We start from the raw sequence: 25,471 nt of genomic DNA, 5'->3' as shown, positions 1-25,471 counted from the left end.
CGGGTATAAAATTAAACCTTAAAGCCGCTAATCACACTTTCTAACTGCAAGGTTTGATCCTGCATAGCTTGAGCCGCCGCCGCCACTTGTTCCACCAGCGCCGCGTTTTGCTGCGTTGTGTTATCTAACTGATTAATAGCCAGATTAACTTGCTCGATACCCAAACTTTGCTCCTGGCTTGATGACATAATTTCATTCATTAATGCCGCCACATTGGAAACCCCACTCATCAGGTCATCCATCGTGGTACCCGCATCTGCCACCAAACCCGTACCAATCGCAATATCAGCCACCGAGTCTTCAATCAGCTTTTTAATTTCGCGGGCAGAAGTCGCTGAGCGCTGCGCTAAATTACGCACTTCAGAAGCAACGACCGCAAAACCTCGCCCTTGCTCACCCGCTCTTGCTGCTTCTACCGCCGCATTCAGCGCCAGAATATTGGTTTGGAAAGCGATGCTATCAATCACACTGATAATATCGACGATTTTCTTCGACGAATGGTTGATTGACCCCATGGTATCCACCACTTTCTTCACTACCGTGCTGCCTTTCACCGCCACAGTGGAAGCATCCATCGCCAACTGGTTAGCATGGCTGGCGTTATCCGCATTTTGTTTAACGGTACTGGTCAGTTCATCCATTGAAGCAGCAGTTTCTTCAATCGAACTGGCTTGATCTTCAGTGCGAGCGGATAAATCCAGATTGCCGCTGGCAATTTGGCGCGATGCCGACGCGATAGCTAAGCTACTTTCACCGACCTGACGCATCATTTGCTGCAAATAGTCGATAAAATCGTTGAAACTCTGGTTAATAGCATTGAATTCCGGGCTACTGCTTTGTGGTAAGCGCTGGGTTAAATCAGCTCCTCCCGCAGATAATGCAGTAATATTCTCTTTCAAAACCGCCAAGCGTTTCATAAAGACGCGAATAGAGAACACCAGGAACAACAGCAATATCAGCATGATAGGAATCTGCACTAACCCCAGATGCAGCAAGATACTGTGGCTCTGTTTGACTAACAAACTGGTTGGCAGGTCAGTGACCAAATACCACGGGCTATTGGCGATCGGGCGGATAAACAGGGTATGAGAGGTTCCATCGACATCAAATTCACTTTCCAGTGATTTCTGGTTTTTCATCTGTGCCAACAACCGCTGTGTTTCCGCTGCCATTGGTGAGCTGGCAGCAAAGTCGGACAGATTTTTTAATTCTGCTTTGCCATCGGCCAAGGCACTGCTACCCACAACTTTGCCATCCGCTTCGACAATCAAAATGGTGCCATTGACCTTCTGTTCCATCTCCTTAACCAAGCGGTTAAAGAAGCCTAAAGTGACATCAATGGTAGAAACACCATAAGCCTCGTCACCTTTATAAATCGCCATCGCGCAGTTGGTTCTCGGTTGCGGACTGGCATCATCCTGATAGGCTTTCGCCCACGCGCAGAAGCCTTTCGGAGCATTTAAGCCATCTTTGTACCACGGTTGTTCAAAATAATTTTGTGACTCTGGCGAATTCCAGTGGGTATTTACCGTTAACTTATTTTCCCCATTACGGGCAAAGAAAGTGCTGAATTTAATCACTCCTTGCTCGCGTTTATTGGGTAATGGCCAAATCCCACCACCAAAGACATTACTGTCACCATATTGATCCACTAACCCCGGCAATAATGAGTCGATGGTATTACTGTCCATTATGGCAACGGCCTGGGTAATACTGCGGGCTTGTGCTTCTACTTTGTTCATTTGCGCCGTTATCGCTGTCGCGATTTGATCAACGCTGTTGCTAACAATGGTGCTTTCAGATTGCTTGAGTTGTGGTGTCACAAAAAGCTGAATAACCACCACGGTGATTATCAGCAAGAAAATGAAAAACGCACTTACGAGTAAGGTGAATCGGGCTTGAGTGGTTTTTAGCATTATCGTGTCGCTCAATGTAAGAGAGCTGGATAGCTCCAGATCTATTAACGGCATTCCACTCATAGACTTGATAACGGAAAGAAACGATTTTTCTGTTTTTATCCTGCGATCACAATTTCAGTGCAATAAATCCGCAACTGAGACTGATTTAAGTGAAATTTAAAGGGATAACAGGGCAGATAGTCATTGTTTTATCGCACAAGTTTGCCCTACTCTGGGGGTGGAACAGCATCTTTTATTCACTTATCGGGAGCATGCCATGTCACAACCATCCCTTAAAATAGTTACCCTATTGGGTAGCTTGCGTAGTGGTTCCTACAATGCCATGGTGGCGCGTGCGCTGCCTAAGTTAGCGCCGGCTGGGGTGACTATCGAAGCACTGCCATCTATAGGCGATATACCGCTTTATGATGCTGATATCCAGCAGGAAAATGGGTTCCCATCCACGATAGAGGCCATTGCTGAGCAGATTCGTCAGGCCGATGGGGTCATTATCGTGACACCGGAATATAACTATTCGGTTCCTGGCGGGTTGAAGAATGCCATCGACTGGTTATCCCGTTTACCCAACCAGCCACTCGCCAACAAACCGGTCGCGATTCAGACCAGCTCCATGGGGCCGATTGGTGGAGCGCGTTGCCAGTATCATCTGCGTCAGATTTTGGTTTTCCTTGAAGCGATGGTGATGAATAAACCTGAATTTATGGGCGGCGTGATTCAAAGCAAAGTCGATGAACAAACGAAAGAACTGACGGATCAGGGAACGCTGGATTTTCTGACCAAACAGCTTGCTGCCTTTGCCACTTACATTGAACGCGTTCGGGTGAAATAACTCTCGAAGGTTACAAAACCCCCATGTCATGCGGTGTTGGGGGTTTCCTCTGTATCGCGCCCCATGTTATCAATAACCACCTTCTCTTTTGTGGATGCAACCCACTCATGGCCTTTAAAATCACTGTCTGGTTTATCCTGACCCTGATGTCCACTCTCTGGCTAGGCTGGTACGGGCTGAATACACAGCAAGCTGAGCGAGAAGCCGATTTTCGTACTATTTATCGCGAATTGAGCCAACAGTTGGCGCAGCAGCAGGCGATTTTATTTTTGGCGTTGGAACCAAGCCAACTGGTGCAATTACAGCGCCATTTCCCCCAACTGGTAGCGATAAACCAAACACCAGCAGATCAATCGAAACCCGGTCAACTCACCTTGCACCTTCAGGATGGAGATTATCGTTTAGCGAACTCCTACAGCGGCAGTGGTTTGCAGGTTAATGCCCAGAAGTTGCTACAAGTGGTAGGTTTACCGCCCCATTTTGATAGTCTGGTATTGCGCTATCAGCAGCATCAACTCGCGATTTTGGGCCATTCAGCGCCTGAAAGTTTCTGGCAGTGGCAAAAACCGGTGGGCGAAGGGGCGCAATCTTTCACTTTAATAGGTCATGCCACCCCGGTTTGGCGTGATTTACCCTGGTTCACCGCCCTACTGCTTTCGCTGATAATAGCCGCCGCCTTATACAGTTGGCAGCGCTGGCAACAATTGGCTCAACACCGTTTACATGCCGAGCAGCGCGCCAAGTTTGCCGATCAAGCCAGACTCAATGCCATGGGGGAGATTGCAACCGGCATCGCCCATGAATTAAACCAGCCGCTCACCGCAACATTGACCTATAACCAGACCGCGCTACGGCTGTTACCACCGCAGGACAAGCAAGTTGCCCCACTGCTGGTGGCCTCTGTCGAGCAAATCAAACGCATTGCTGCTTTATTAGACCGGCTGCGAACCTTACTCAGCCGTGGGCAGATAAATTTACAACCGGTTGTCGTGGCTGATATCTGGCGACGAGTGAATGTGTTGTTGAGTCAGGAAATAACCGCGGCGAATGTCAAAATCATAAACATGATTCCGGCAAATCTACCCACACTACAAAGTGACCCTTTATGGCTGGAGCAGGTTTTTCATAATTTACTCAGCAATGCCATTCAGGCTCTCCAACATACCCCTACCCCGACGGTGACTTTCACAGTAAATATCACAGCCAAACAATGGGTTATTCAGATTGAAGATAACGGGCCGGGACTTAGTCAGCAGCAGTTAGATAGCCTGTTTACCCCCTTCTATACCACTCGAGAGAGCGGGTTGGGCTTAGGGCTGACTCTTTGTGAAACCTTGGTACAACGAATGGGGGGCGACATAAAAGCGGGAAACAATGAACATGGGGGCGCTTGCTTTACCCTCACTTTTCCTCTAATTGCCGGGAGTACGCATGACAAAACACATTTATCTGATTGATGATGATGAGGGTGTTCGCACAGCATTGAGCGCATTACTCACGACTATGGGCTGGGAGGTTAACGCATTCAGTAATGGCCAGATATTCCTCGATACCTTTGCCATTACTCAGCCAAGTTGTGTACTGCTCGATATTCGCATGCCGGGTAAAAGTGGCATGACGATATTAGAAGCTATTCAAGAGCGTAATAGCGCCCTGCCGGTCATCATTATGACGGGGCATGGTAATGTTGAATTATGCCGCCGGGCCTTTAAAGGTGGTGCACTGGAGTTTTTAACCAAACCGATTGATGCAGATGTCCTGATCGAAACCGTCAGTATGGCGCTGGAGCAGCATGAACAATCGCTGACAGCCCATAAGCAGCGGGCGAGCTATCAACAGTTATTCAACCAACTCTCAGCCCGCGAGCGGGAAGTTGCCGCCCTGATCATTCAAGGGGAAACCAGCAAACAGATTGCCCATATATTGTCGCTATCACCGCGCACCGTTGAGGCTCACCGCGCGAATATCTTTGCCAAGCTAGAGGTCAACTCGCTGGCATTACTGATTCATCACTATCACTTATCCTCCCAATAATCCCCAAGGCAATTGGCGTTACAGGTAGGCGCCAATATACTCTAAATAATTCGAGTTGCAGGAAGGCGGCAATTGAGCGAATCCCTTGGAGCTTACTCAAGTAAGTGACTAGGGTGAACGAATGCAGCCAACGCACATGCGGCTTGAAGTATGACGAGTATAAGTATAAGTACCTAGTAAAACGGGTAGTTAGCCGAATGTTTTTTCACCACTTTTCGCCGTAGCATAGCGTTACTGTGAGGAATTCACTTCGCTAACAATAAGGATTTTATATGATCAAGCCTATTGCCCTGACCTCTGCCTTATTCATCGGCCTGATAACTCAAGCTTCTGCTGCGGGTCTGAATACTGAACGCAATATCTCTTTGGCTCTGGCTACCGACGTAGCAAGCCGTGCCCTCGCCGTTTGCCAGGCTGATGGCTATAACGTTGCGGTAACTGTTGTGGATCGCGCTGGCATCATCAAAACTGTGCTGCGTGCTGATAATGCTGGCCCACATACCGTAAAAGCCAGTGAGCAAAAAGCCTTTACTGCGCTGTCGACCAAAACCCCAAGTGGGACAGTTATGGAAAACAGTCAGAAAACACCCGCGGCCAATAACCTGAAAGATATTCCCGGTTTCTTACTTTTAGGTGGCGGTGTGCCGGTGAAAGCAGGAGATGAAGTGGTTGGTGCGATAGGTGTTGCTGGCGCGCCCGGCGGGCATCTGGATGCACAATGTGCCACAAAAGCACTGGAGCAAATCAGCGCTCAACTGAAGTAATACGATATTCAATAAAACGGCCCACTTTCAATACTGAGAGCGGGCCGTTTCGCTATTTGCTATTAATGATCAACAGTATTTGCGATTAGTGATCAACAAACGCAATTTTCAGCACAAACAGTAGCGCAACCACCACCACGCATGGGCTGATCTCACGCCAGCGGCCAGTACCCAACTTCATCAGACAGTAAGAGATAAAGCCCAGCGCGATCCCTTCTGTAATCGAGAAGCTGAACGGCATCATCACTGCGGTAACAAACGCCGGAACCGCTTCGGTCAGGTCATCCCATTTCACACGGGATAAGCTGGATGTCATCAACACGCCGACATAAATCAACGCACCGGCTGCGGCATAGGCAGGCACCATTCCCGCCAGCGGAGAAACAAACATTACCAGCAGGAAGAGAATCCCCACCACCACGGCAGTTAAACCGGTACGGCCACCGACAGAAACACCGGAAGAGCTTTCGATATAAGCGGTCACTGATGACGTACCAATAAACGCGCCGGCAACAGAGCTGATGCTGTCCACATACAGCGCTTGTTTCATGCGCGGGAACTTGCCTTTATGGTCAGTTAAACCGGCTTTATCCGTCACACCAATCAATGTACCGGATGAATCGAACAGGTTAACCAACATGAAGGAGAAAATGATTCCCGCCATACCAATATTCAGCGCACCGGCTAAATCGACCTGCCCGACCACTGAGGTTACACTTGGCGGCATGGAGAAGATGCCAGAGTAATGGACATCACCCAGCGCCCAGCCGATTAATGTCGTCACCACAATCGATACCAGGACTGCGGCATGGATATTGCGAGAGGCCAGAACTGCGATAATAAAGAAGCCCAACGCCCCTAACAGCACACTGTGCGAGGTTAGATTACCAACCGCGACTAACGTGTCTGGGTTTGCCACCACAATGCCGGCATTTTTCAGCCCCATCATGGCAATAAACAGGCCGATACCGCTGGTGATCCCTACTCGCAGGCTTAGCGGAATGTTAGCGATCATCCAGTATCGGATACGGAAAATGGTGAGCAAAAGGAAACCGATTGCGCCCCAGAAAATAGCACCCATACCGACTTGCCATGAAATACCCATCGCGCCAACCACCACAAAAGCGAAGAAAGCATTAAGCCCCATCGCCGGTGCAAGTGCGACCGGTAAGTTAGCCAATAGGCCCATAAAGATGCTACCAAAGGCGGCAATCAGGCAAGTCGTCACGAATACGGCCTGCACATCCATACCCGCAACCCCTAAAATCTGTGGGTTAACGAACACGATATAGACCATGGTCAGGAAGGTTGTGATACCCGCAATTAACTCAGTACGGGCGGTAGTCCCATGTTGTTTCAGTTTAAAAACACGTTCGAGCAGCCCCTGCTCAGTATCAAGGTTTGGTTTACTCATTCGAGGAGTTCCACAGAAGGGAGTGATAGTTAGGGATATCCTATAACAAAAAAACTGTTGTTTAGAGCGAGATCACACTCTATTTGGCTATTTTTTATCTGCCTTGTTGCGCAACAACTGATTAAACATTAACCAGTGTTATTCAACTTATTGAATTTTATTCAGTTGATATGAGTAATATTGCTGGCAAGGTAATTATCTATCGCATTCTGGGGCAGGATGGTTAAAGTGGAATAAAGAGGGTTGGGATGATTAAAGGGAGAAATAAGTGAGTAATATTGAATGCGTTATGTTCGATTGCGACGGAACCCTGGTCGACAGTGAAATCTTGTGTTGTCGGGCCTATGTCGTGATGTTTGCCCATTATGATATTCACCTGTCACTGGAAGAAGTGATTAAGCGGTTTAAAGGCGTAAAACTCAATGAGATTGTCGCGCGGGTGAGTCAAGAAAACGGCCTGGATGAATCTATTGAAAAGCTGGAAAAACTCTACCGTGCCGAAGTTGCCCGCTTATTTGATGCGGAGCTACAACCTATTGCTGGAGCAAAAGAGCTGCTAGAGCAAATCACATTGCCGGTTTGTGTGGTGTCTAATGGGCCAGTGAGTAAAATGCAGCACTCGCTTGGCCTGACTGGCTTACTGCCGTTTTTTGAAGACAGACTTTATAGCGGCTACGACATTCAGCGTTGGAAGCCCGATCCGACACTGATTTATCATGCAGCAGAAGAGATGCAGGTTGCGGCCGAGCGCTGCATTTTAGTTGAAGACTCAGCAGCCGGCACCCATGCCGGAATAGCCGCAGGGATACCGGTGTATTATTACTGCGCCGACCCGCATAACCAACCGATTCACCATCCATTGGTCACCATGTTTGATGATATGCGGCAACTGCCTGACTTATGGCGTGAAAGAGGCTGGCAGATTACCCGCCATTAACTTGCTGGTAATACTGACTTATTTCGCCACCAACGCCATGATCGCTTCATGGCGCTTTGTTTATTAATGGTATGTTGCGGGCTAAAACGACGATTAAGTGCATTTGCCAGCAAGTCTAAAGTCAGACATAAAACGAAATAGACCAATGCCACGAACAGGAACACTTCCATCGGGTAAACCATGCTGCGGTTATTAACCTGAGTGGCCAAAAATGTCAGTTCATTTACCCCGACGATATAGGCCAGCGAGGTGTCTTTAATCAAAGAAATCCATTGATTAATGAATGATGGCACCATCATGCGTAAGGCCTGTGGCAAGACGATAAACCACAAAACCTGCCAGCGATTGAAACCTAATGACAAACCCGCCTGCCACTGCCCTGCCCCAATTGCCGCGATCCCGGCTTTCACCGCATGAGCCAGATAAGCTGATGCAATCAGTGCCAGCGCACACACCACCGTGGTGATTTCCGGTATATCCACACCAAACACAATTGGCAGAAGAAAATATGTCCAGAAAATCAACATAATCACCGGAATGGCGCGGAAAAACCCTAGAACGGCGGCCAATACTCCGGCCCAAACACCACGGGACATCGCCAACGCCACGCCCAGCACCGTGCCTAAAATTGCCGAAGCCACCCCAGCCAACAGGCTGATCAGCAATGTTAATGCCGCTCCACCTAGCGGGCCATCAGGAAAAGTGCCCCACAACAGATAAGTCCAGTTATCAGCAATAATGGTAAAATCCATCTCAGTGCCCCTTAGCGACGGCTCGCTGCTGACGCCACATGCCCCAGGCCTCAATCAACGCAATAATCGCGATATACAACACCGTCGCAACCCCGAAAGCCTGGAATGTGCGCAATGTTTCGGTTTCAACCTGACGAGAGGCATAAGAAAGCTCCGCCACCCCAATAGCCATTGCTAATGACGAGTTTTTAATAATATTCATATATTGGCCAAGTAACGGCGGCATCGCTATCTTCAACGCCTGCGGCAACACCACATGGCGCATGGCCTGCCATCCCGTCAACCCCAGTGCATGGGCAGCATACTTTTGCCCCTTCGCAACCCCGCTGATCCCCGAACGCAACTCTTCAGCAATAAATGCCGTGGAATAGCAGGTTAACCCGATAAAACCAGCCAAAAATTCAAAAGAAGGCCAGCCGAGGGTTAACCCGAAAAACGTGATTTCATGAGGAGTATTAAGCCAAGGTATCCAGGATGCGGGTAGAAACTGACTGGCAGCGAAGTACCAAAAGAACAACTGGATCAGCAGTGGTGTGTTGCGAAATAGGGTGCTGTAACCAATGGCAAGCCATTGTAGTGCTTTGAGTTCACTGTCTCTGGCGGCGGCCAGCAAAAAACCCAATAACGTCGAGGCCACCACGGTGCAGGCTGAAATCCATAACGTCAGCAGAAAACCGTGCCACAACCAGCCAAGATACTGCGGGGCCAGTAACCAGTCAGTGAGGTGATGTAGATTCATAGGGCTTTAGACCTATTTCTGTTTGACGCTTCAATAGGGTCTTTTTTGGGCACACAATAAAATCCATTTTTTACTCTTACATACCTATGAGCCATAACGTTATAGCCTAAGTCATTGACGTTGCAGGTAGGCAGCCAGCAAACGAATCCCGATGAGCTTACTCAAGTAAGTGATTCGGGTAAGTGCGCGCAGCTAACACCCCTGCAACTTCAAGGACGAAGGATATATTATGCTTTAGGCTGTTGATCCAATGGTGCAAATTTGAAATCACCACGTGGCTGAGCAGCTTTGGTTTCTGGCCCGAACCAGCGATCATAAATTTTCGCTGCTTCGCCATCTTTTTCCAGTTTAACCAGTGTCTCGTTCACTTCAGCGGTTAAACGATCTTCACCTTTAGGAATGCCAATACCTTGATATTCTTTGGTAATACTGAATGGTGAGATTTCAAAATCTGCTTTTTGTGCTTCAGGAAGGTTACCCAGTAGCCCGACTAATTTGGCATCATCCTGAGTGATAGCTTGAACATTACCATTGCGCAGAGCGGTAAATGCCACTGGAGTATCATCGTAGGAAATGACTTTTGCGGTTGGATAGCGATCACGCAAGGTTATTTCCTGTACTGTGCCTTTATCCGCACCGATACGTAATTTGCCGATATCTTCTGGCGTTTTCAGCACACCTTTATGAGCAATAAATTTCTGACCGGTGGCAAAATACGGCAAGCTGAAGTTCACTTCCTTGGCGCGGTCATTAGTAATGGTAAAGTTGGCAGCAATCAAATCCACTTTTTTAGATGTCAGTAACGGAATACGGTTAGCCGGGTTGGTTGCCCGCAATTCAACTTTTACGCCTAAATCTTTCGCAATCGCATTCGCCACATCCACATCATATCCCACCAATTTTTTGGTCTGTGGGTCGATGTAGCCAAATGGAGGGTTGCTATCGAAAACAGCAATCCGCACCACTCCTTCCTTCTTGATATCATCCAGTTTATCTGCATGAGCCGCACCAGAAAGTGTGGCCAGGCTTGCTAACAACGTCAGTGCCAGAACGCTTTTTTTTGTGGATAGAGATTGCTTCATTGAAAGCTCCTAAGAGGATTAAGATGTTGCGCTGTGTGTAAGCTATCAATTCGGCGTTAGGTCAGGAAATAATATAAAACGATATATTTATAACCAATTAATCTCAGTGAATAAGACTCGTTATATTGATAAAAAATCGCGCATTAAGAAGGGTTGGAGCATAAGAAGGAGGGAACACGGAATAGCCCCCAACCACACCTTAACTTCGGTATGATTGGGGTAAAGAGGTTACTTTTCAGCTTTATTAGAAAGCAGTTTTTCTAAATCGTCGCCGCCCAAATGACGGAAATCATGCCCTTTGACAAAGTAGAAGATGAATTCGCAAATATTTTGGCAGCGATCGCCAATACGCTCAATTGAACGGGCGCAAAACAGCGCTGTTAATACGCTTGGTATGGTGCGCGGATCTTCCATCATATACGTCATCAACTGGCGCACAATGCCTTCATATTCCTGATCGACTTTTTTGTCTTCGCGATAAATTCGAATAGCTTCATCCAAATCCATGCGGGCAAAGGCATCCAGGACATCGTGCAGCATCTGTACAGTATGGCGTCCTAAAGACTCCAAACTGACCAACAGAGGTTGGTGTTGATGCGAGAATTTTTCCAGCGCAGTACGGCAGATTTTATCGGCCACATCACCGATACGCTCTAGCTCAGAAATCGTTTTGATGATGGCCATCACCAGGCGCAGATCACTCGCTGTTGGCTGGCGTTTGGCAATGATGCGCACACAGGCTTCATCAATAGCCACTTCCATCATATTGACCTTCTTATCGCCAGCAATGACCTGTTTTGCTAACTCACCATCCTGATTGTGCATGGCGGTGATGGCGTCAGATAATTGTTGTTCCACCAGCCCGCCCATGGTCAAAACCTGGGTGCGGATATGTTCAAGTTCTGCATTGAACTGGCCGGAAATATGTTTATTAAGATTCAAGTTATCCATGATACTTCCCGTACAAGTAGGCAAAATAAATGTAGTAGCCTATGAGTAAAATCAGCCATAGCGACCGGTGATATAATCTTCCGTCTGTTTCTGCTGTGGCGCGGTAAACAGGGTATCGGTATCACTGAATTCAATTAGCTCGCCCAAATACATAAATGCTGTGTGATCTGAACAGCGAGCGGCCTGTTGCATATTGTGCGTTACAATCACCACGGTATAGTCTGACTTCAACTCACTAATCAGCTCTTCAATTCGACCGGTAGAAATTGGGTCAAGTGCTGAACAAGGCTCATCAAGCAACAACACATCAGGGCGGATGGCAATACCACGGGCGATACATAAACGCTGCTGCTGCCCACCCGACAAGCTATAGCCACTCTGGTGCAGCTTATCCTTGGTTTCATTCCACAAAGCCGCTTTGGTCAATGCCCATTGCACGCGTTCATCCATATCAGCGCGAGACAAGTTCTCAAACAGTTTCACACCAAAGGCGATGTTATCGTAAATCGACATTGGGAATGGCGTTGGCTTTTGGAAAACCATACCCACTTTGGCCCGCAGTAATGCAATATCTTGTTTATCGGTCAGGATATTCTGCCCATCCAGCAAAATATCACCTTCAGCACGCTGATCCGGGTACAACTGATACATTTTATTGAATGTACGCAGCAGTGTTGATTTACCGCAGCCTGATGGGCCAATGAATGCCGTGACCTGGTTTTTGGCAATATCCAGCGAAATATTCTTCAGCGCATGGAATTTGCCGTAGTAGAAGTTCAGATCGCGAACCTGAATTTTGCTGTTGTTGATGTCAGTAGCCATACTCATCAAGACTTCTCTCTTTTAGCCAATGCCGCCGTAGCCGCATTTTGGAATTTATTGGCGAATCGTTATTTTCTTTGCTAATTAATGGCACTTTCTCAGCCGATTAATATTTTTTCTTAGCGAAAATAACGCGAGCCAGAATATTCAGTAACAGTACACATAGCGTGATTAACAGCACCCCGGCCCATGCCAACTGCTGCCATTCGGCAAACGGGCTCATGGCAAACTTAAAGATAGTGACCGGCAAGTTCGCAATAGGCCGCGTCAGATCGGTGCTCCAGAATTGGTTGGAGAGCGACGTGAACAGCAAAGGTGCCGTTTCACCGGCAATACGTGCGACTGCCAGCAAGATCCCGGTCAAAATACCTGATATAGAGGCTTTCAACGTAATGGCCGATATCATGCGCCATTTTGGCGTTCCTAATGCGTAGGCCGCTTCGCGCAGGCTATCAGGCACCAGTTTCAACATATTTTCAGTGGTACGGATAACAATAGGTATCTGTAACAGCGCCAGTGCAATCACCCCAGCCCAGCCCGAGAAATGCTCCATCTTGGCAACCACAATGGTGTAAACAAACAAGCCGACCACGATAGAAGGAGCTGATAGCAAAATATCATTAATAAAGCGGGTAATTTCTGCCAGCCAGGATTTACGGCCATATTCCGCCAGATAAATTCCCGCCATGATGCCCAATGGGGTGCCGATGACGGTCGCCCACAGAATGAGTAATCCACTGCCGGCAATGGCGTTAGCCAAACCACCGCCAGCGGTATTCGGCGGTGGTGTCATCTCGGTAAACAGCGCCAAAGACATGCCGTCGATACCTTTGGTGATAGTAGAAAATAAAATCCACACTAACCAGAACAGGCCAAACGCCATAGTTGCCATTGAAAGTATCAAGGCAATCCGATTCTTTTGACGACGCCAGGCCTGCTTTTTACGGCGGGTTTCCATCAGCGTCGCATCACTTTGCATATTCATCGTTGTCATCTTAGCGCCCCTCTTTCTTAGCCAGACGCAAAATCATTAGCTTAGATAAAGCCAGTACGATAAAGGTAATAACGAATAAGATTAGGCCCAGTTCCATCAACGCGGCGGTATGTAAACCAGATTCAGCTTCAGCAAATTCATTTGCCAACGCAGAGGTAATGCTGTTACCCGGCATAAACAGTGAGAAGCTGTCGAGCTGATAGGTATTACCGATAATAAAGGTCACTGCCATGGTTTCACCCAATGCACGACCCAGGCCCAACATCACACCGCCGATAACACCATTTTTGGTATAAGGCAGCACAATGCGCCAAATCACTTCCCATGTGGTACAGCCAATGCCATAGGCCGACTCTTTCATCATCACGGGGGTTTGTTCGAACACATCGCGCATAACCGCGGCAATGTAAGGAATAATCATGATAGCCAGGATGACACCGGCGGCCAGAATACCAATACCGAATGCCGGGCCAGAGAACAATACGCCAACAATGGGGATGCCGGACATCACGTTGCCGACCGGCTCTTGGAAGTAGCGGGCAAACAGCGGAGCGAAGACGAAAAGACCCCACATGCCGTAAACAATACTTGGGATGGCCGCCAGCAATTCAATCGCCACACCTAACGGGCGTTTTAGCCAGTTCGGCGCGAGTTCAGTGAGAAACAGGGCAATACCGAAACTAACCGGAACCGCAATGAGCAAAGCGATAACCGAGGTCACAACCGTACCGTAAATCGGTACTAATGCACCAAACTGTTCAGCTGGCGCATCCCACTCTTTAGTCCACAGGAAAGCCCAACCAAATTTCTCGATACTTGGCCAGGAAGCAATAATCAGTGAAACGATAATGCCGCCCAACAGAAATAGCGTAATCAGCGCAGCCAGTTTAACCAGCGCACTGAAAATGATGTCACCGTATTGACTCGGTGCTTTGATTGTCGGCTTGTTCGCAGCCATAGACTCTCTTCTCATCCTACCGCTAATACTTCAAGCTGCAGGGGTGTTGGCTGCTTTCGCTCACCCCAGTCACTTACTTGAGTAAGCTCCTGGGGATTATCTCAATTGCCGCCTACCTGCAACTCGAATTATTTAGGGTATATATTGTGAATCAATATTTCATAAACCGCTTGTTGCCAGGAAATCAAAAGATTGGCTTACCGCTGCTGTCTTTAATCTGAGTTTTCCAGGCAGCACGGACTTGCTCGACAACTTCAGCTGGCAATGTTGCATAATCCAGCTCGTTGGCTTGTTTAGCACCGTGGGTGTAACCCCAGTCAAAGAATTTCAATACTTCAGCGCCGTTAGCGGCATTTTTTTGCTCTTTATGTACCAAGATGAAAGTTGTTGATGTAATTGGCCATACATCATCACCTTTTTGATTGGTCAAATCTTGAGCGAATGTTTTGCTCCAGTCTACACCTTTTGCCGCAGAGCTAAAGCTGTGCTCAGTCGGGCTAACGGGTTTGCCATCAGCAGAAACCAGTTTGGTGTAAGCCAGGTTATTCTGTTTGGCGTAAGCATATTCGACATAACCAATGGAGCCTGGTAGGCGCTGTACGAATGCGGCGATACCGTCATTACCTTTGCCGCCCAAACCGGTCGGCCAGTTAACAGTAGAACCTGCACCCACTTTTTCTTTCCATTCTGCATTCACTTTAGCCAGGTAGCTGGTGAATACGAATGAGGTACCGGAACCGTCAGCGCGGCGCACTACAGCGATGTTTTGATCTGGTAATTTAACGCCTGGGTTCAACTTAGTGATAGCCGGGTCATTCCACTTTTTCACATTGCCCAGATAGATATCACCCAGTGTTTTACCGTCTAAAGTCAGCTCACCGGATTTAATGCCAGGGATATTCACGGCCAACACCACACCGCCAATCACTGTCGGGAATTGGAACAAACCTTCAGCAGCCAGTTTGTCGTCTGCTAATGGCGCATCAGAAGCACCGAAATCTACAGTATTGGCAATGATTTGTTTCACGCCGCCTGAAGAACCGATCCCCTGATAGTTAACTTTGTTACCTGTTTCTTTCTGATAAGAATCTGCCCACTTGGCATACACCGGCGCGGGGAATGTCGCACCTGCACCTGTCAGGCTTGCAGCAGCGAACGCGGACACAGTGGTCATAGATAAAGTCGCTGCCACAATGCTGGCTACGGTGGTACGCATCAGTTTCATAATCCCTCCTAATGGGATATTAGAATTAACTCTAAAATGTTTTCATCAGATTAAGTATGGTGCAGGAGGGAAAATAGGACAGTTTAATGACAGAAAAATGTACGGAATATTACAGTTATATGACAAACAAGAAGGGTTTAAATAAATACATTATATATCAACAAATTAATCTCTATTTATAGTAATTAATTTATCCTTTATTTCGTAAAAACCTCACTTTCCCCATTTTAACACACTGTATTACTGGTTTATTTTTTGCGCGAAAATGACAGTTTATGACGGGATCATAAAAACAAAAAAGCCGACAAAATGCCGGCTTTTATTTATGCGATTTTCCGCTTATTACTCAACTGTGACCGATTTTGCCAGGTTACGTGGCTGATCCACATCGGTACCTTTAATCAGCGCGACATGGTAAGACAGCAACTGTAACGGCACGGTGTAGAAGATAGGGGCAATAATCTCTTCCACATGTGGTAACTGAATAATTTTCATGCCTTCGCTATCAGCAAAACCTGCATCTTGATCAGCGAATACATACAGTAAACCGCCGCGTGCGCGCACTTCTTCAATGTTAGATTTCAGTTTTTCCAACAATTCGTTATTTGGCGCGACCACGATGACCGGCATGTCAGCATCAATCAATGCCAATGGGCCGTGTTTCAATTCACCCGCAGCATAAGCTTCGGCATGAATATAAGAGATCTCTTTCAGTTTCAGCGCACCTTCCATCGCAATCGGGTATTGATCACCACGACCAAGGAACAATGCATTGTGCTTATCAGAGAAACCTTCAGCCAGCGCTTCAATGGTTTTATCCAGAGACAGCATCTGCTCTATGCGGGCAGGCAGCGCCTGTAACGCATGAACAATATCGTGCTCCAGACTGGCATCAGCACCTTTTAACTTGCCGATACGCCCCACCAGCATTAATAACACGGTCAACTGAGTGGTAAAGGCTTTGGTTGAGGCCACGCCAATCTCGGTACCAGCTTTGGTCATCAAGGCCAAATCTGACTCACGAACCAGCGAGGAACCGGCGACGTTACAAATTGCCAGCGAACCTAAGTATCCTAACTCTTTGGATAAACGCAGAGCAGCCAGCGTATCTGCAGTTTCACCCGATTGTGACAAGGTGATCAGCAGGCTATTAGGGCGCACAGCAGATTTGCGGTAGCGGAATTCAGAGGCGATTTCTACGTCACAAGGCACACCGGCTAATGACTCAAACCAATAGCGTGAAACCATACCTGAGTTGTAAGAAGTACCACAGGCTATGATTTGGATATGTTGCACATCGGCCAACAGAGCATCGGCTTTCGGACCAAGCTCTGATAAATCAATCGCCCCGTGGTTTAAACGGCCTTCCAGCGTATTTTTAATCGCCATCGGCTGTTCATAAATCTCTTTTTGCATATAATGGCGGTAAACACCTTTATCACCGGCATCATATTGCACCTGAGATTCGATTTCAGGGCGCTCAATTGCGTTACCCTGCTTATCAAAAATAGCGATGCTACGGCGAGTCACTTCAACCACATCACCTTCTTCCAGGAAGATAAAGCGACGGGTCACTGGCAACAGAGCCAGTTGGTCGGAGGCGATAAAGTTTTCACCTACACCACAACCAATCACCAAAGGACTACCAGAGCGGGCGGCGACCAAGCGGCTTGGGTCACGACTATCCATCACCACAGTGCCGTACGCGCCACGCAATTGCGGGATCACACGTTTGACCACTTCCAGCAAAGAACCGCCCTGCTGTAGCTCCCAGTGCACCAGATGAGCAATAACTTCAGTATCAGTTTCAGAACTGAAACGGTAGCCACGGCTAATCAATAATTCACGTAAAGGTTCGTGATTTTCGATAATACCGTTGTGAACCACGGAGATATAGTCAGAAACATGAGGGTGCGCATTGGCCTCTGATGGCTCACCATGGGTGGCCCAACGGGTATGTGCAATCCCGGTTCCACCATGTAAAGCCTGCTTTTCGGCCGCATCAGACAGCGCCTGAACTTTGCCCACACGACGTAAACGAGTCAGATTACCTTCAGCATCCACTACAGCTAAACCGGCTGAGTCATAGCCACGGTATTCAAGACGACGTAAACCTTCGATCAGAATCTCAGCGATATCACGTTGCGCTACTGCGCCAACAATTCCACACATCTGTTTTATTCCTATGTAAGGTTCTTTTAGAACCTTGTCGATGTCAGTGACCTGAATTTCCGGATTTTCCGGGTTCCCCGAGCCTGTAGAGTTGGGGATTATTATGTTTTGTTCTGTACTCTCAGCAGAAATATATATGCCAAAAATACAGGGCAAAACATCCCTTCAATGCAGAATAACGAACGTTGAAGGGACTGTTTTATATATTATTTTTTCTTAACCGGACGCTGCCATCCTTGAATATGGACTTGCTTAACACGGCTAAGCACTAACTCGTTTTCGGCGATATCACGGGTGACAGTTGTCCCTGCGGCAATCGTCGCGCCGTTTGCAACAGTGACCGGAGCCACCAGTTGAGTATCGGATCCGACAAAGACATCATCGCCGATAATCGTTTTAAACTTATTAGCTCCATCATAGTTGCAAGTTATAGTTCCTGCGCCAATATTTACGCCAGAGCCAATTTCAGCATCACCTAAATAGGAGAGATGACCCGCTTTAGAGCCTTTACCCAAGCGGGCTTTCTTGATCTCAACAAAGTTACCGACATGTGCGCCTTCAGCTAATTCCGCACCAGGCCGCAAGCGGGCAAATGGCCCAACAGTACAACCGGCATCCAAACGAGAATCTTCTAATACACTGTATGGGCTGATTTCGGAATCATCACCAATCACACAGTTTTTGAGAACGCATCCAGTACCAATACGAACCCGATCACCTAAAGTCACATGACCTTCGATGATGACATTGGTATCAATAGTGATGTCGCGGCCATGTGTTAATTCTCCACGCAAATCAAAGCGCGCTGGGTCCAGCAACATCACCCCAGCGAGCAAAAGCTTCTCAGCTTGCTCTGACTGATAAACGCGTTCAAGAGCGGCTAATTGCAGGCGGTTGTTGACCCCCTCAACCTCACTCAGACGAGTGGGATGCACCGTAGCTATCTTCTTACCATCAGCATGGGCCAGCGCAATAATATCGGTGATATAAAACTCACCCTGGGCATTATTGTTATCCAGCAGTGATAACCAACGCTTTAAATCACGACCGTTGGCAACCAAAATCCCGGTATTGATTTCATTAATTTCACGCTGCGTGTCGCTGGCATCTTTATGCTCAACAATTCCGACTACATCACCATTTTCGCGAACAATACGGCCATAGCCACTAGGGTTATCCAGCTTCACTGTCAGCAAGCCAATACCACCTTGTGGCTTAGCCGCTAACAAGCGCTGGAGCGTATCAACTGAGATTAACGGTACATCGCCGTACAGCATCAGGACATCTTCATCATCAGAAAAATGTGGCGCAGCTTGTTGCATCGCATGCCCGGTACCCAACTGCTCAGCTTGCAGCACCCAGTTCAATGCCGGGTCAGTGAGTGTTTTTTGCAACAACTCGCCGCCATGCCCATAAACCAGATGAACCTGTTGTGCACCCAACTTCATGGCAGCATCAATAACATGCTGAACCATCGGCTTACCTGCCAGTGGGTGTAACACCTTAGGAAGGTCGGAATACATACGTGTCCCCTTACCTGCGGCAAGGATGACTACACTCATTGAGCTGTTAGACATAAGCAACCTGATAACTCCAAATTAATAGACGGAAGTAAACCTGTTTAGCGAAATAATTACTACATATTTCTCAGCGAAAAACGTACTCAACCCGCATGGTTAGAGGGTTGTAGCGATGAGGCATGTAATAAAAAAATGTCGCAAAAAGTGTCTGCGATCAGCGACGTTTTTTGACCTATTTTTCTCAAAAAACAATCTACCACAGAGATTATTAACTACTTATTTTACGGCAAGAAACAAGAGTTTTTAGAAAGAAACGCTTTTAGTTTAGCTGAGGCTTAATTAAATAGCAGAAAGTCGGAAGAAGGTGGCTAACGAATGCATATTATTGGGTGCGAAGGTAAAAAAAAAATGCCAATCAGCTTTACTGACTGGCATTCTATCGTTCTTTATATCTTCGTATTTGAAGTTACGGGCGGTTTAGCAACCTTCGCTGACAACCGACAACCTCAATTACGTTGAATATATAATAACTTTACAAATTAGTGGGTTACTAAAAACCCACCATTGTAAAATTACATCGCTTTCCTGGTCAGCTCGATTACACGTAGTTTTGCAATCGCCTTCGCCAATTCAGCGGATGCCTGTGCATAGTCGACATCGCCGTGGGAATTATTGATATGTTCTTCTGCTTTGCGTTTAGATTCCAACGCCTTAGCTTCATCCAGATCAGTTCCACGAATAGCAGTGTCAGCCAATACGATCACCACACTCGGTTGCACCTCAAGGATGCCGCCAGAAAGATAAATAAACTCTTCCTCACCGAACTGCTTAACGATACGTATCATGCCAGGCTTAATGGCAGTGAGCAGTGGGGCATGACCAGGGAAGATCCCTAGCTCACCTTCACTACCCGTCACCTGAATTTTTTGCACCACGCCAGAGAACATCTTCTTCTCCGCGCTCACAACATCCAGATGGTAAGTCATTGCAGCCATGTCACCCTCCAGTCAACAGCGTTACAGTTTCTTGGCTTTTTCCACTGCTTCTTCAATGGTGCCAACCATGTAGAACGCCTGCTCCGGCAGGTGGTCATAGTCGCCGTTCATGATGCCTTTGAAACCACGGATGGTATCTTTCAGCGATACGAACTTGCCCGGTGAACCGGTAAAGACTTCTGCCACGAAGAACGGTTGAGACAGGAAGCGTTGGATTTTACGCGCACGGGATACCACCAGTTTGTCATCTTCTGACAACTCGTCCATACCCAAGATTGCGATAATATCTTTCAGTTCCTGGTAACGTTGCAGAATAGACTGCACGCCACGCGCTACATCGTAGTGCTCCTGACCAACAACCAACGGATCAAGCTGACGGCTGGTGGAGTCAAGCGGGTCAACCGCCGGGTAAATACCCAGAGAGGCGATTTGACGGCTCAGAACGACGGTTGCATCCAAGTGAGCAAAGGTGGTTGCTGGAGATGGGTCAGTCAAGTCATCCGCTGGCACGTAAACGGCCTGAACAGAGGTGATTGAACCCGTCTTGGTGGAAGTAATACGTTCCTGCAACACACCCATCTCTTCTGCCAGAGTTGGCTGGTAGCCTACGGCAGATGGCATACGACCCAGCAGTGCGGAAACTTCCGTACCGGCTAAGGTATAACGATAGATGTTATCGATGAACAGCAATACGTCACGACCTTCATCACGGAATTTCTCCGCCATGGTCAGGCCAGTCAGTGCAACGCGCAGACGGTTTCCTGGTGGCTCATTCATCTGGCCATAAACCAAGGATACTTTGTCCAGAACGTTGGAGTCAGTCATCTCGTGGTAGAAGTCGTTACCCTCACGAGTACGCTCACCCACACCGGCAAATACAGAGTAACCTGAGTGCTCAATCGCAATGTTACGAATCAGCTCCATCATGTTTACTGTTTTACCTACACCCGCACCACCGAACAGACCGACTTTACCGCCCTTAGCGAACGGACAAATCAAGTCCATTACCTTGATACCGGTTTCTAACAAGTCTTGCGAGCTGGCAAGCTCTTCGTAAGAAGGCGCTTCACGGTGGATTGCCCAACGCTCTTCTTCACCGATAGGACCTTTCATGTCGATTGGGTCACCCAATACGTTCATGATACGGCCCAGAGTTGACTTGCCCACTGGCACTTCAATTGGGTGTTCTAGGTTGATGACTTTCAACCCGCGGCTCAGACCATCGGAAGAGCCCATTGCGATACAACGAACAACACCACCGCCCAGCTGTTGCTGAACTTCCAGCACGAGCTTCTCAGCCGCGCCTTCAACCTCAAGGGCGTTGTACACTTTTGGTACAGCGTCTTGGGGGAATTCGACGTCCACTACGGCGCCGATTACCTGGATAATCTTTCCAGTAGCCATCTTGAATCCTCTACGTAATACGTTTACCCGTCATATTCCAAATTGCTGGGGCGTTGGCTGCTTTCTCTCACCCTAGTTGCCTACTTGAGCAAGCACCTGGGGATGTGCTCAGTTGCCGCCTTCCCGCAATCTGAACTATTTAGGGTAATAACCTGGTTAAACCGCGGAGGCTCCCCCGACGATCTCGGTGAGTTCCTGAGTGATGCTGGCCTGACGAGCCTTGTTGTAAACCAACTGCAGCTCTTTGATCAGACTACCGCCGTTATCGGTGGCGGCTTTCATCGCTACCATTCGCGCGGCCTGTTCGCTGGCCAGGTTTTCAACGACGCCCTGATAAACTTGCGATTCTACATAGCGACGCAGGAGGGTATCCAGCAGTGCTTTAGGATCGGGTTCATACAGGTAATCCCAGGATTTCTTCTTCAGCTCACCGTCTTCCGCAGGCGGAAGAGGTAATAGCTGCATGATCCGTGGTTCCTGAGACATCGTATTGATAAACTTGTTATTAACGATATACAGTTTATCCAAACGACCTTCATCATAGGCTTGCAGCATCACTTTCACCGGCCCGATAAGTTCTGACAGAGAAGGGGTATCCCCCATGCCAGTCACTTGAGCAACAATTTTGCCGCCCACGGAACCAAAGAAAGAAGCTGCTTTTGATCCAATCAGCGCTAAATCGCATTCAACGCCTTTTTCAGACCAACCTTTCATCTCAGCCAACAGTTTTTTGAACAGGTTAATGTTCAAACCACCACACAAGCCACGGTCTGTAGAAACCACCAGATACCCAACGCGCTTAACATCACGCTCTTCCAGGTATGGATGTTTGTATTCCAGATTACCTAGCGCAAGGTGACCAATCACACTACGCATTGTTTCTGCATAAGGACGGCTGGCCGCCATGCGTTCCTGCGATTTACGCATTTTGGAGGCGGCGACCATCTCCATGGCTTTGGTGATCTTTTGCGTGTTTTGCACGCTGGCGATCTTGGAACGTATCTCTTTTGCGCCGGCCATTTCTGCTTCTCCTCATTGCCAGACGGCCTGCTTTCCTAATGAAAAGCAGGGCCGCATAGCGTTACCAGGACTGGGTTGCCTTAAATGTATCAAGGATGCCTTTCAGCTTGGCCTCGATCTCATCGTTATACGCGCCAGTTTGGTTGATTTGTTGCAGAAGCTCGGCATGCTCACGGTCAGCAAACGCCAACAGCGCAGCTTCAAAGCTACCTACCTTCGCCAACTCGATATCACCCAGATAACCACGTTCAGCTGCGAACAGAACCAGAGACTGCTGCGCAACTGACATCGGTGCGTATTGTTTCTGTTTCAGAAGCTCGGTCACTTTCTGACCGTGGCTCAGCTGCTTACGTGTTGCATCATCCAAATCGGATGCGAACTGGGAGAACGCAGCAAGTTCACGATACTGTGCCAGAGCGGTACGGATACCACCGGACAGTTTTTTCATGATCTTAGTCTGCGCTGCACCACCCACACGGGATACGGAGATACCTGGGTTAACCGCAGGACGAATACCGGCGTTAAACAGGCTGGATTCCAGGAAGATCTGACCATCGGTAATAGAAATTACGTTGGTCGGAACGAACGCGGAAACGTCCCCTGCTTGGGTTTCAATGATTGGCAATGCGGTCAAAGAACCGGTTTTACCTTTCACTTCACCCTTGGTAAAGGCTTCAACGTAATCGGCGTTAACACGCGCAGCACGCTCCAACAAACGGGAGTGGAGGTAGAATACGTCGCCAGGATAAGCTTCACGACCTGGTGGACGACGGAGCAGCAAGGAGATTTGACGATATGCAACAGCCTGTTTAGACAGGTCATCATAAATAATCAGCGCATCTTCACCGCGGTCGCGGAAATATTCACCCATGGCACAACCGGAGTAAGGTGCCAGGTATTGTAATGCTGCAGATTCTGATGCAGTCGCTACCACCACAATGGTGTTAGCTAACGCGCCATGTTCTTCCAGTTTACGCACTACGTTTGCAACAGTAGAGGCTTTCTGGCCGATAGCAACATACACACATTTAATGCCTGAATCGCGCTGGTTGATGATCGCATCAATCGCCAGAGCAGTTTTACCTGTCTGACGGTCGCCGATAATCAATTCACGCTGACCACGACCGATTGGAATCATGGCATCGACTGACTTATAGCCAGTCTGAACAGGTTCATCAACGGATTGACGTTCGATAACGCCAGGCGCGATAGCTTCAACAGCTGAGAAGCCGTCGTTTTCTACCGGACCTTTACCATCAACAGGTTCACCCAGAGTATTGACGACGCGACCCAACAGGCCACGACCGACTGGAACTTCCAGGATACGGCCAGTACATTTAACCTTCATGCCTTCAGCAAGATCGGCGTACGGACCCATAACTACAGCACCTACGGAGTCGCGCTCCAGGTTCAGTGCGATTGCGTAACGGTTGCCAGGCAGTGCGATCATCTCGCCTTGCATTACATCAGCCAGACCGTGTACACGAATGATCCCGTCACTAACGGAAACAATAGTACCTTCATTGTGAGCTTCGCTCACTACATTGAACTGAGCAATGCGCTGCTTGATCAGTTCGCTGATTTCGGTGGAATTCAGTTGCATATGCTCCAGTCCCCTTAAGACTGCAAGACGTCCGCCAGGCGTTCTAGACGACCGCGAACGCTGCCATCTATCACCATATCGCCTGCACGTATTACTACGCCGGCCATTACGGACTTATCGATTTTGCAATTCAGCTTAACTTTGCGTGATAGACGTTTTTCCATCGCAGCGGCAATTTTAGCCAGCTGTTCGTCGTTCAATGGGCTCGCAGAGCTCACTTCAACGTCGACGGTCGACTCCAGCGAGGCACGCAGTTGAATAAACTGCTGTAGTACCTCAGGAAGAACCAGTAAACGGCCATTCTCCGCCATAACTCGAATGAAGTTCTGTGCGGGTTCATCGAGCTGATCACCACAGACTGCAATAAACGTCTTAGACATTGTTTCTGGCGCTACCGCACCGGAAAGCAATTCAGCGATCTGTTCATTGCGAGTCACTTGGGCAGTAAAAGCCAGCATATCTTGCCAACGATCAACCGCCTGGTGCTCAACAGCAAAGTCAAAAGCTGCTTTGGCGTAGGGGCGAGCTACAGTTACAAATTCAGACATCAGCCCCTCCCTCCTTACAGTTCAGCGACCAGTTTATCAACGATGTCGCTGTTAGCAGCTTCATCCACGGAACGTTCGATGATCTTCTCGGCGCCAGCTATAGCCAACATCGCGACTTGCTTACGCAACTCTTCACGAGCACGCTTACGTTCGGCGTCGATCTCTGCCTGCGCTTGCGCCACGATTTTGTTACGTTCCTGTTCAGCTTCTGCTTTAGCTTCATCAAGGATCTGAGCTTTGCGTTTACTTGCCTGCTCAATAATCACCTGTGCTTCTGCTTTGGCCTTCTTCAGTTGGTCGGTCGCATTGGCTTGCGCTAAGTCCAAATCTTTTTTGGCACGCTCTGCAGAAGAGAGACCGTCAGCAATTTCTTTTTGACGCTTCTCGATGGCAGCCATAATCGGCGGCCATATATACTTCATACAAAACAGGACAAACAGGACAAACGCGATGGCCTGGCCGAGGATTGTTGCGTTAAGATTCACAGCACAATGCCTCTTTAAAAGTTAATAGTTTGGTGTAGTTCACAGTAGAGAAAACTCTACTTACGCGACAGCAAACATCACGTACAGACCCAGACCAACAGCGATCATAGGGATGGCGTCAACCAGGCCCATGACGATAAAGAACTGTGTACGCAGCAGAGGAATCAGGTCAGGCTGACGTGCAGCGCCTTCCAAAAATTTACCACCCAGGATGCCGATACCGATCGCAGCACCGATTGCCGCTAAACCCATCATTATAGCGGCAGCCATGTACAGCAGATCCATATTCAGGTTTTCCATGACA

The 25,471-nt window shown here is 48.2% G+C and carries 24 protein-coding genes; 5 read left to right on the top strand and 19 right to left on the bottom strand.

Going from position 1 to position 25,471, the window contains the following annotated elements; all coding sequences use genetic code 11:
* Nucleotides 1–11 precede the first annotated feature (11 nt).
* Nucleotides 12–1,916, bottom strand: coding sequence for a methyl-accepting chemotaxis protein (locus tag HU019_RS03595; protein ID WP_174848278.1), 1,905 nt, complete (start codon nt 1,914–1,916; stop codon nt 12–14).
* A gap of 259 nt (nt 1,917–2,175) precedes the next feature.
* On the opposite strand from HU019_RS03595, the gene HU019_RS03590 reads away from it, so the two are divergent.
* From HU019_RS03590 to HU019_RS03575, 4 genes are all read left to right on the top strand, one after another.
* Complete coding sequence (locus tag HU019_RS03590; RefSeq protein ID WP_174848277.1) at nt 2,176–2,748, top strand: NADPH-dependent FMN reductase; 573 nt, start codon at nt 2,176–2,178, stop codon at nt 2,746–2,748.
* A 107-nt stretch (nt 2,749–2,855) separates the two neighbouring features.
* On the top strand, nt 2,856–4,205 hold the full coding sequence (locus HU019_RS03585; RefSeq protein ID WP_174848276.1) for a sensor histidine kinase: 1,350 nt from the start codon (nt 2,856–2,858) through the stop codon (nt 4,203–4,205).
* The gene (locus HU019_RS03580; protein ID WP_174848275.1) at nt 4,180–4,782 is read left to right on the top strand and encodes a response regulator transcription factor; all 603 of its coding nucleotides are present in this window, start codon (nt 4,180–4,182) and stop codon (nt 4,780–4,782) included. Before HU019_RS03585 ends, HU019_RS03580 begins: the two co-directional genes overlap by 26 nt.
* Nucleotides 4,783–5,054: 272 nt before the next feature.
* On the top strand, nt 5,055–5,546 hold the full coding sequence (locus HU019_RS03575) for a GlcG/HbpS family heme-binding protein (protein ID WP_174848274.1): 492 nt from the start codon (nt 5,055–5,057) through the stop codon (nt 5,544–5,546).
* Between the two features lie 85 nt (nt 5,547–5,631).
* On the opposite strand, the gene HU019_RS03570 is transcribed toward HU019_RS03575, so the two are convergent.
* Entirely contained in the window at nt 5,632–6,960 is a 1,329-nt protein-coding gene (locus HU019_RS03570) for an NCS2 family permease (protein ID WP_050078735.1), read from the bottom strand.
* A 268-nt stretch (nt 6,961–7,228) separates the two neighbouring features.
* Here HU019_RS03570 and yieH point away from each other — a divergent pair, with 268 nt between their 5' ends.
* Nucleotides 7,229–7,897: a 6-phosphogluconate phosphatase gene (gene yieH / locus HU019_RS03565; RefSeq protein ID WP_174848273.1), complete on the top strand. Its 669-nt coding sequence runs from the start codon at nt 7,229–7,231 to the stop codon at nt 7,895–7,897.
* Here the strand turns inward: yieH and HU019_RS03560 are convergent.
* From HU019_RS03560 to atpE, 17 genes are all read right to left on the bottom strand, one after another.
* Nucleotides 7,894–8,649, bottom strand: coding sequence for an amino acid ABC transporter permease (locus HU019_RS03560; protein ID WP_174848272.1), 756 nt, complete (start codon nt 8,647–8,649; stop codon nt 7,894–7,896). The genes yieH and HU019_RS03560 overlap by 4 nt on opposite strands.
* 1 nt (nt 8,650) lies before the next feature.
* Entirely contained in the window at nt 8,651–9,388 is a 738-nt protein-coding gene (locus HU019_RS03555; RefSeq protein WP_174848271.1) for an amino acid ABC transporter permease, read from the bottom strand.
* A gap of 227 nt (nt 9,389–9,615) precedes the next feature.
* A complete protein-coding gene (locus HU019_RS03550) occupies nt 9,616–10,470 on the bottom strand; it encodes an ABC transporter substrate-binding protein (RefSeq protein WP_174848270.1) in 855 nt (284 codons plus the stop codon).
* A gap of 228 nt (nt 10,471–10,698) precedes the next feature.
* Nucleotides 10,699–11,421 (bottom strand): phosphate signaling complex protein PhoU, encoded by a 723-nt coding sequence (gene phoU / locus HU019_RS03545; RefSeq protein ID WP_050078729.1) that lies wholly within the window; start codon nt 11,419–11,421, stop codon nt 10,699–10,701.
* Between the two features lie 51 nt (nt 11,422–11,472).
* Nucleotides 11,473–12,249, bottom strand: a complete 777-nt coding sequence (pstB, locus tag HU019_RS03540) for a phosphate ABC transporter ATP-binding protein PstB (protein WP_004713904.1) — start codon at nt 12,247–12,249, stop codon at nt 11,473–11,475.
* Nucleotides 12,250–12,349: 100 nt separating this feature from the next.
* Nucleotides 12,350–13,237 (bottom strand): phosphate ABC transporter permease PstA, encoded by an 888-nt coding sequence (gene pstA, locus HU019_RS03535; protein ID WP_174848269.1) that lies wholly within the window; start codon nt 13,235–13,237, stop codon nt 12,350–12,352.
* A gap of 1 nt (nt 13,238) precedes the next feature.
* Complete coding sequence (gene pstC / locus HU019_RS03530) at nt 13,239–14,195, bottom strand: phosphate ABC transporter permease PstC (RefSeq protein ID WP_005175159.1); 957 nt, start codon at nt 14,193–14,195, stop codon at nt 13,239–13,241.
* Between the two features lie 184 nt (nt 14,196–14,379).
* Nucleotides 14,380–15,420 carry a phosphate ABC transporter substrate-binding protein PstS gene (pstS, locus tag HU019_RS03525; protein WP_005175162.1) on the bottom strand — a complete coding sequence of 347 codons (1,041 nt, stop codon included), beginning with the start codon at nt 15,418–15,420 and terminating at the stop codon, nt 14,380–14,382.
* A gap of 342 nt (nt 15,421–15,762) precedes the next feature.
* A complete protein-coding gene (gene glmS, locus HU019_RS03520; protein ID WP_174848268.1) occupies nt 15,763–17,592 on the bottom strand; it encodes a glutamine--fructose-6-phosphate transaminase (isomerizing) in 1,830 nt (609 codons plus the stop codon).
* A gap of 206 nt (nt 17,593–17,798) precedes the next feature.
* The gene (glmU, locus tag HU019_RS03515; RefSeq protein WP_174848267.1) at nt 17,799–19,169 is read right to left on the bottom strand and encodes a bifunctional UDP-N-acetylglucosamine diphosphorylase/glucosamine-1-phosphate N-acetyltransferase GlmU; all 1,371 of its coding nucleotides are present in this window, start codon (nt 19,167–19,169) and stop codon (nt 17,799–17,801) included.
* Nucleotides 19,170–19,684: 515 nt separating this feature from the next.
* The gene (locus HU019_RS03510) at nt 19,685–20,107 is read right to left on the bottom strand and encodes a F0F1 ATP synthase subunit epsilon (protein ID WP_005175169.1); all 423 of its coding nucleotides are present in this window, start codon (nt 20,105–20,107) and stop codon (nt 19,685–19,687) included.
* A gap of 21 nt (nt 20,108–20,128) precedes the next feature.
* Nucleotides 20,129–21,511 (bottom strand): F0F1 ATP synthase subunit beta, encoded by a 1,383-nt coding sequence (gene atpD / locus HU019_RS03505; RefSeq protein WP_032816366.1) that lies wholly within the window; start codon nt 21,509–21,511, stop codon nt 20,129–20,131.
* Between the two features lie 156 nt (nt 21,512–21,667).
* On the bottom strand, nt 21,668–22,531 hold the full coding sequence (gene atpG / locus HU019_RS03500; protein ID WP_174848266.1) for a F0F1 ATP synthase subunit gamma: 864 nt from the start codon (nt 22,529–22,531) through the stop codon (nt 21,668–21,670).
* Between the two features lie 61 nt (nt 22,532–22,592).
* Complete coding sequence (atpA, locus tag HU019_RS03495; protein WP_005161175.1) at nt 22,593–24,134, bottom strand: F0F1 ATP synthase subunit alpha; 1,542 nt, start codon at nt 24,132–24,134, stop codon at nt 22,593–22,595.
* A 14-nt stretch (nt 24,135–24,148) separates the two neighbouring features.
* Complete coding sequence (gene atpH, locus HU019_RS03490) at nt 24,149–24,682, bottom strand: F0F1 ATP synthase subunit delta (protein WP_174848265.1); 534 nt, start codon at nt 24,680–24,682, stop codon at nt 24,149–24,151.
* A 14-nt stretch (nt 24,683–24,696) separates the two neighbouring features.
* Complete coding sequence (atpF, locus tag HU019_RS03485; RefSeq protein WP_004393038.1) at nt 24,697–25,167, bottom strand: F0F1 ATP synthase subunit B; 471 nt, start codon at nt 25,165–25,167, stop codon at nt 24,697–24,699.
* 60 nt (nt 25,168–25,227) lie between these two features.
* On the bottom strand, nt 25,228–25,467 hold the full coding sequence (gene atpE, locus HU019_RS03480) for a F0F1 ATP synthase subunit C (RefSeq protein WP_004393045.1): 240 nt from the start codon (nt 25,465–25,467) through the stop codon (nt 25,228–25,230).
* Nucleotides 25,468–25,471: the final 4 nt, after the last annotated feature.

Origin of the sequence: Yersinia artesiana, assembly GCF_902726545.1 — a bacterium.
Lineage (GTDB): Bacteria > Pseudomonadota > Gammaproteobacteria > Enterobacterales > Enterobacteriaceae > Yersinia > Yersinia artesiana.
This window is presented reverse-complemented; position numbering and strand designations above follow the sequence as displayed.

Excerpts from the sequence above, each read along its gene's own strand:
- pstA (WP_174848269.1), bottom strand. The coding sequence starts at position 13,237 with ATGACAACGATGAATATGCAAAGTGATGCGACGCTGATGGAAACCCGC.
- pstC (WP_005175159.1), bottom strand. The coding sequence starts at position 14,195 with ATGGCTGCGAACAAGCCGACAATCAAAGCACCGAGTCAATACGGTGAC.
- HU019_RS03580 (WP_174848275.1), top strand. The coding sequence starts at position 4,180 with ATGACAAAACACATTTATCTGATTGATGATGATGAGGGTGTTCGCACA.
- pstS (WP_005175162.1), bottom strand. The coding sequence starts at position 15,420 with ATGAAACTGATGCGTACCACCGTAGCCAGCATTGTGGCAGCGACTTTA.
- atpE (WP_004393045.1), bottom strand. The coding sequence starts at position 25,467 with ATGGAAAACCTGAATATGGATCTGCTGTACATGGCTGCCGCTATAATG.
- phoU (WP_050078729.1), bottom strand. The coding sequence starts at position 11,421 with ATGGATAACTTGAATCTTAATAAACATATTTCCGGCCAGTTCAATGCA.
- HU019_RS03510 (WP_005175169.1), bottom strand. The coding sequence starts at position 20,107 with ATGGCTGCAATGACTTACCATCTGGATGTTGTGAGCGCGGAGAAGAAG.
- atpG (WP_174848266.1), bottom strand. The coding sequence starts at position 22,531 with ATGGCCGGCGCAAAAGAGATACGTTCCAAGATCGCCAGCGTGCAAAAC.
- atpA (WP_005161175.1), bottom strand. The coding sequence starts at position 24,134 with ATGCAACTGAATTCCACCGAAATCAGCGAACTGATCAAGCAGCGCATT.
- pstB (WP_004713904.1), bottom strand. The coding sequence starts at position 12,249 with ATGAGTATGGCTACTGACATCAACAACAGCAAAATTCAGGTTCGCGAT.
- HU019_RS03560 (WP_174848272.1), bottom strand. The coding sequence starts at position 8,649 with ATGGATTTTACCATTATTGCTGATAACTGGACTTATCTGTTGTGGGGC.
- HU019_RS03585 (WP_174848276.1), top strand. The coding sequence starts at position 2,856 with ATGGCCTTTAAAATCACTGTCTGGTTTATCCTGACCCTGATGTCCACT.
- HU019_RS03590 (WP_174848277.1), top strand. The coding sequence starts at position 2,176 with ATGTCACAACCATCCCTTAAAATAGTTACCCTATTGGGTAGCTTGCGT.
- glmS (WP_174848268.1), bottom strand. The coding sequence starts at position 17,592 with ATGTGTGGAATTGTTGGCGCAGTAGCGCAACGTGATATCGCTGAGATT.
- glmU (WP_174848267.1), bottom strand. The coding sequence starts at position 19,169 with ATGTCTAACAGCTCAATGAGTGTAGTCATCCTTGCCGCAGGTAAGGGG.
- atpH (WP_174848265.1), bottom strand. The coding sequence starts at position 24,682 with ATGTCTGAATTTGTAACTGTAGCTCGCCCCTACGCCAAAGCAGCTTTT.
- HU019_RS03575 (WP_174848274.1), top strand. The coding sequence starts at position 5,055 with ATGATCAAGCCTATTGCCCTGACCTCTGCCTTATTCATCGGCCTGATA.
- HU019_RS03570 (WP_050078735.1), bottom strand. The coding sequence starts at position 6,960 with ATGAGTAAACCAAACCTTGATACTGAGCAGGGGCTGCTCGAACGTGTT.
- HU019_RS03550 (WP_174848270.1), bottom strand. The coding sequence starts at position 10,470 with ATGAAGCAATCTCTATCCACAAAAAAAAGCGTTCTGGCACTGACGTTG.
- atpD (WP_032816366.1), bottom strand. The coding sequence starts at position 21,511 with ATGGCTACTGGAAAGATTATCCAGGTAATCGGCGCCGTAGTGGACGTC.
- HU019_RS03595 (WP_174848278.1), bottom strand. The coding sequence starts at position 1,916 with ATGCTAAAAACCACTCAAGCCCGATTCACCTTACTCGTAAGTGCGTTT.
- HU019_RS03555 (WP_174848271.1), bottom strand. The coding sequence starts at position 9,388 with ATGAATCTACATCACCTCACTGACTGGTTACTGGCCCCGCAGTATCTT.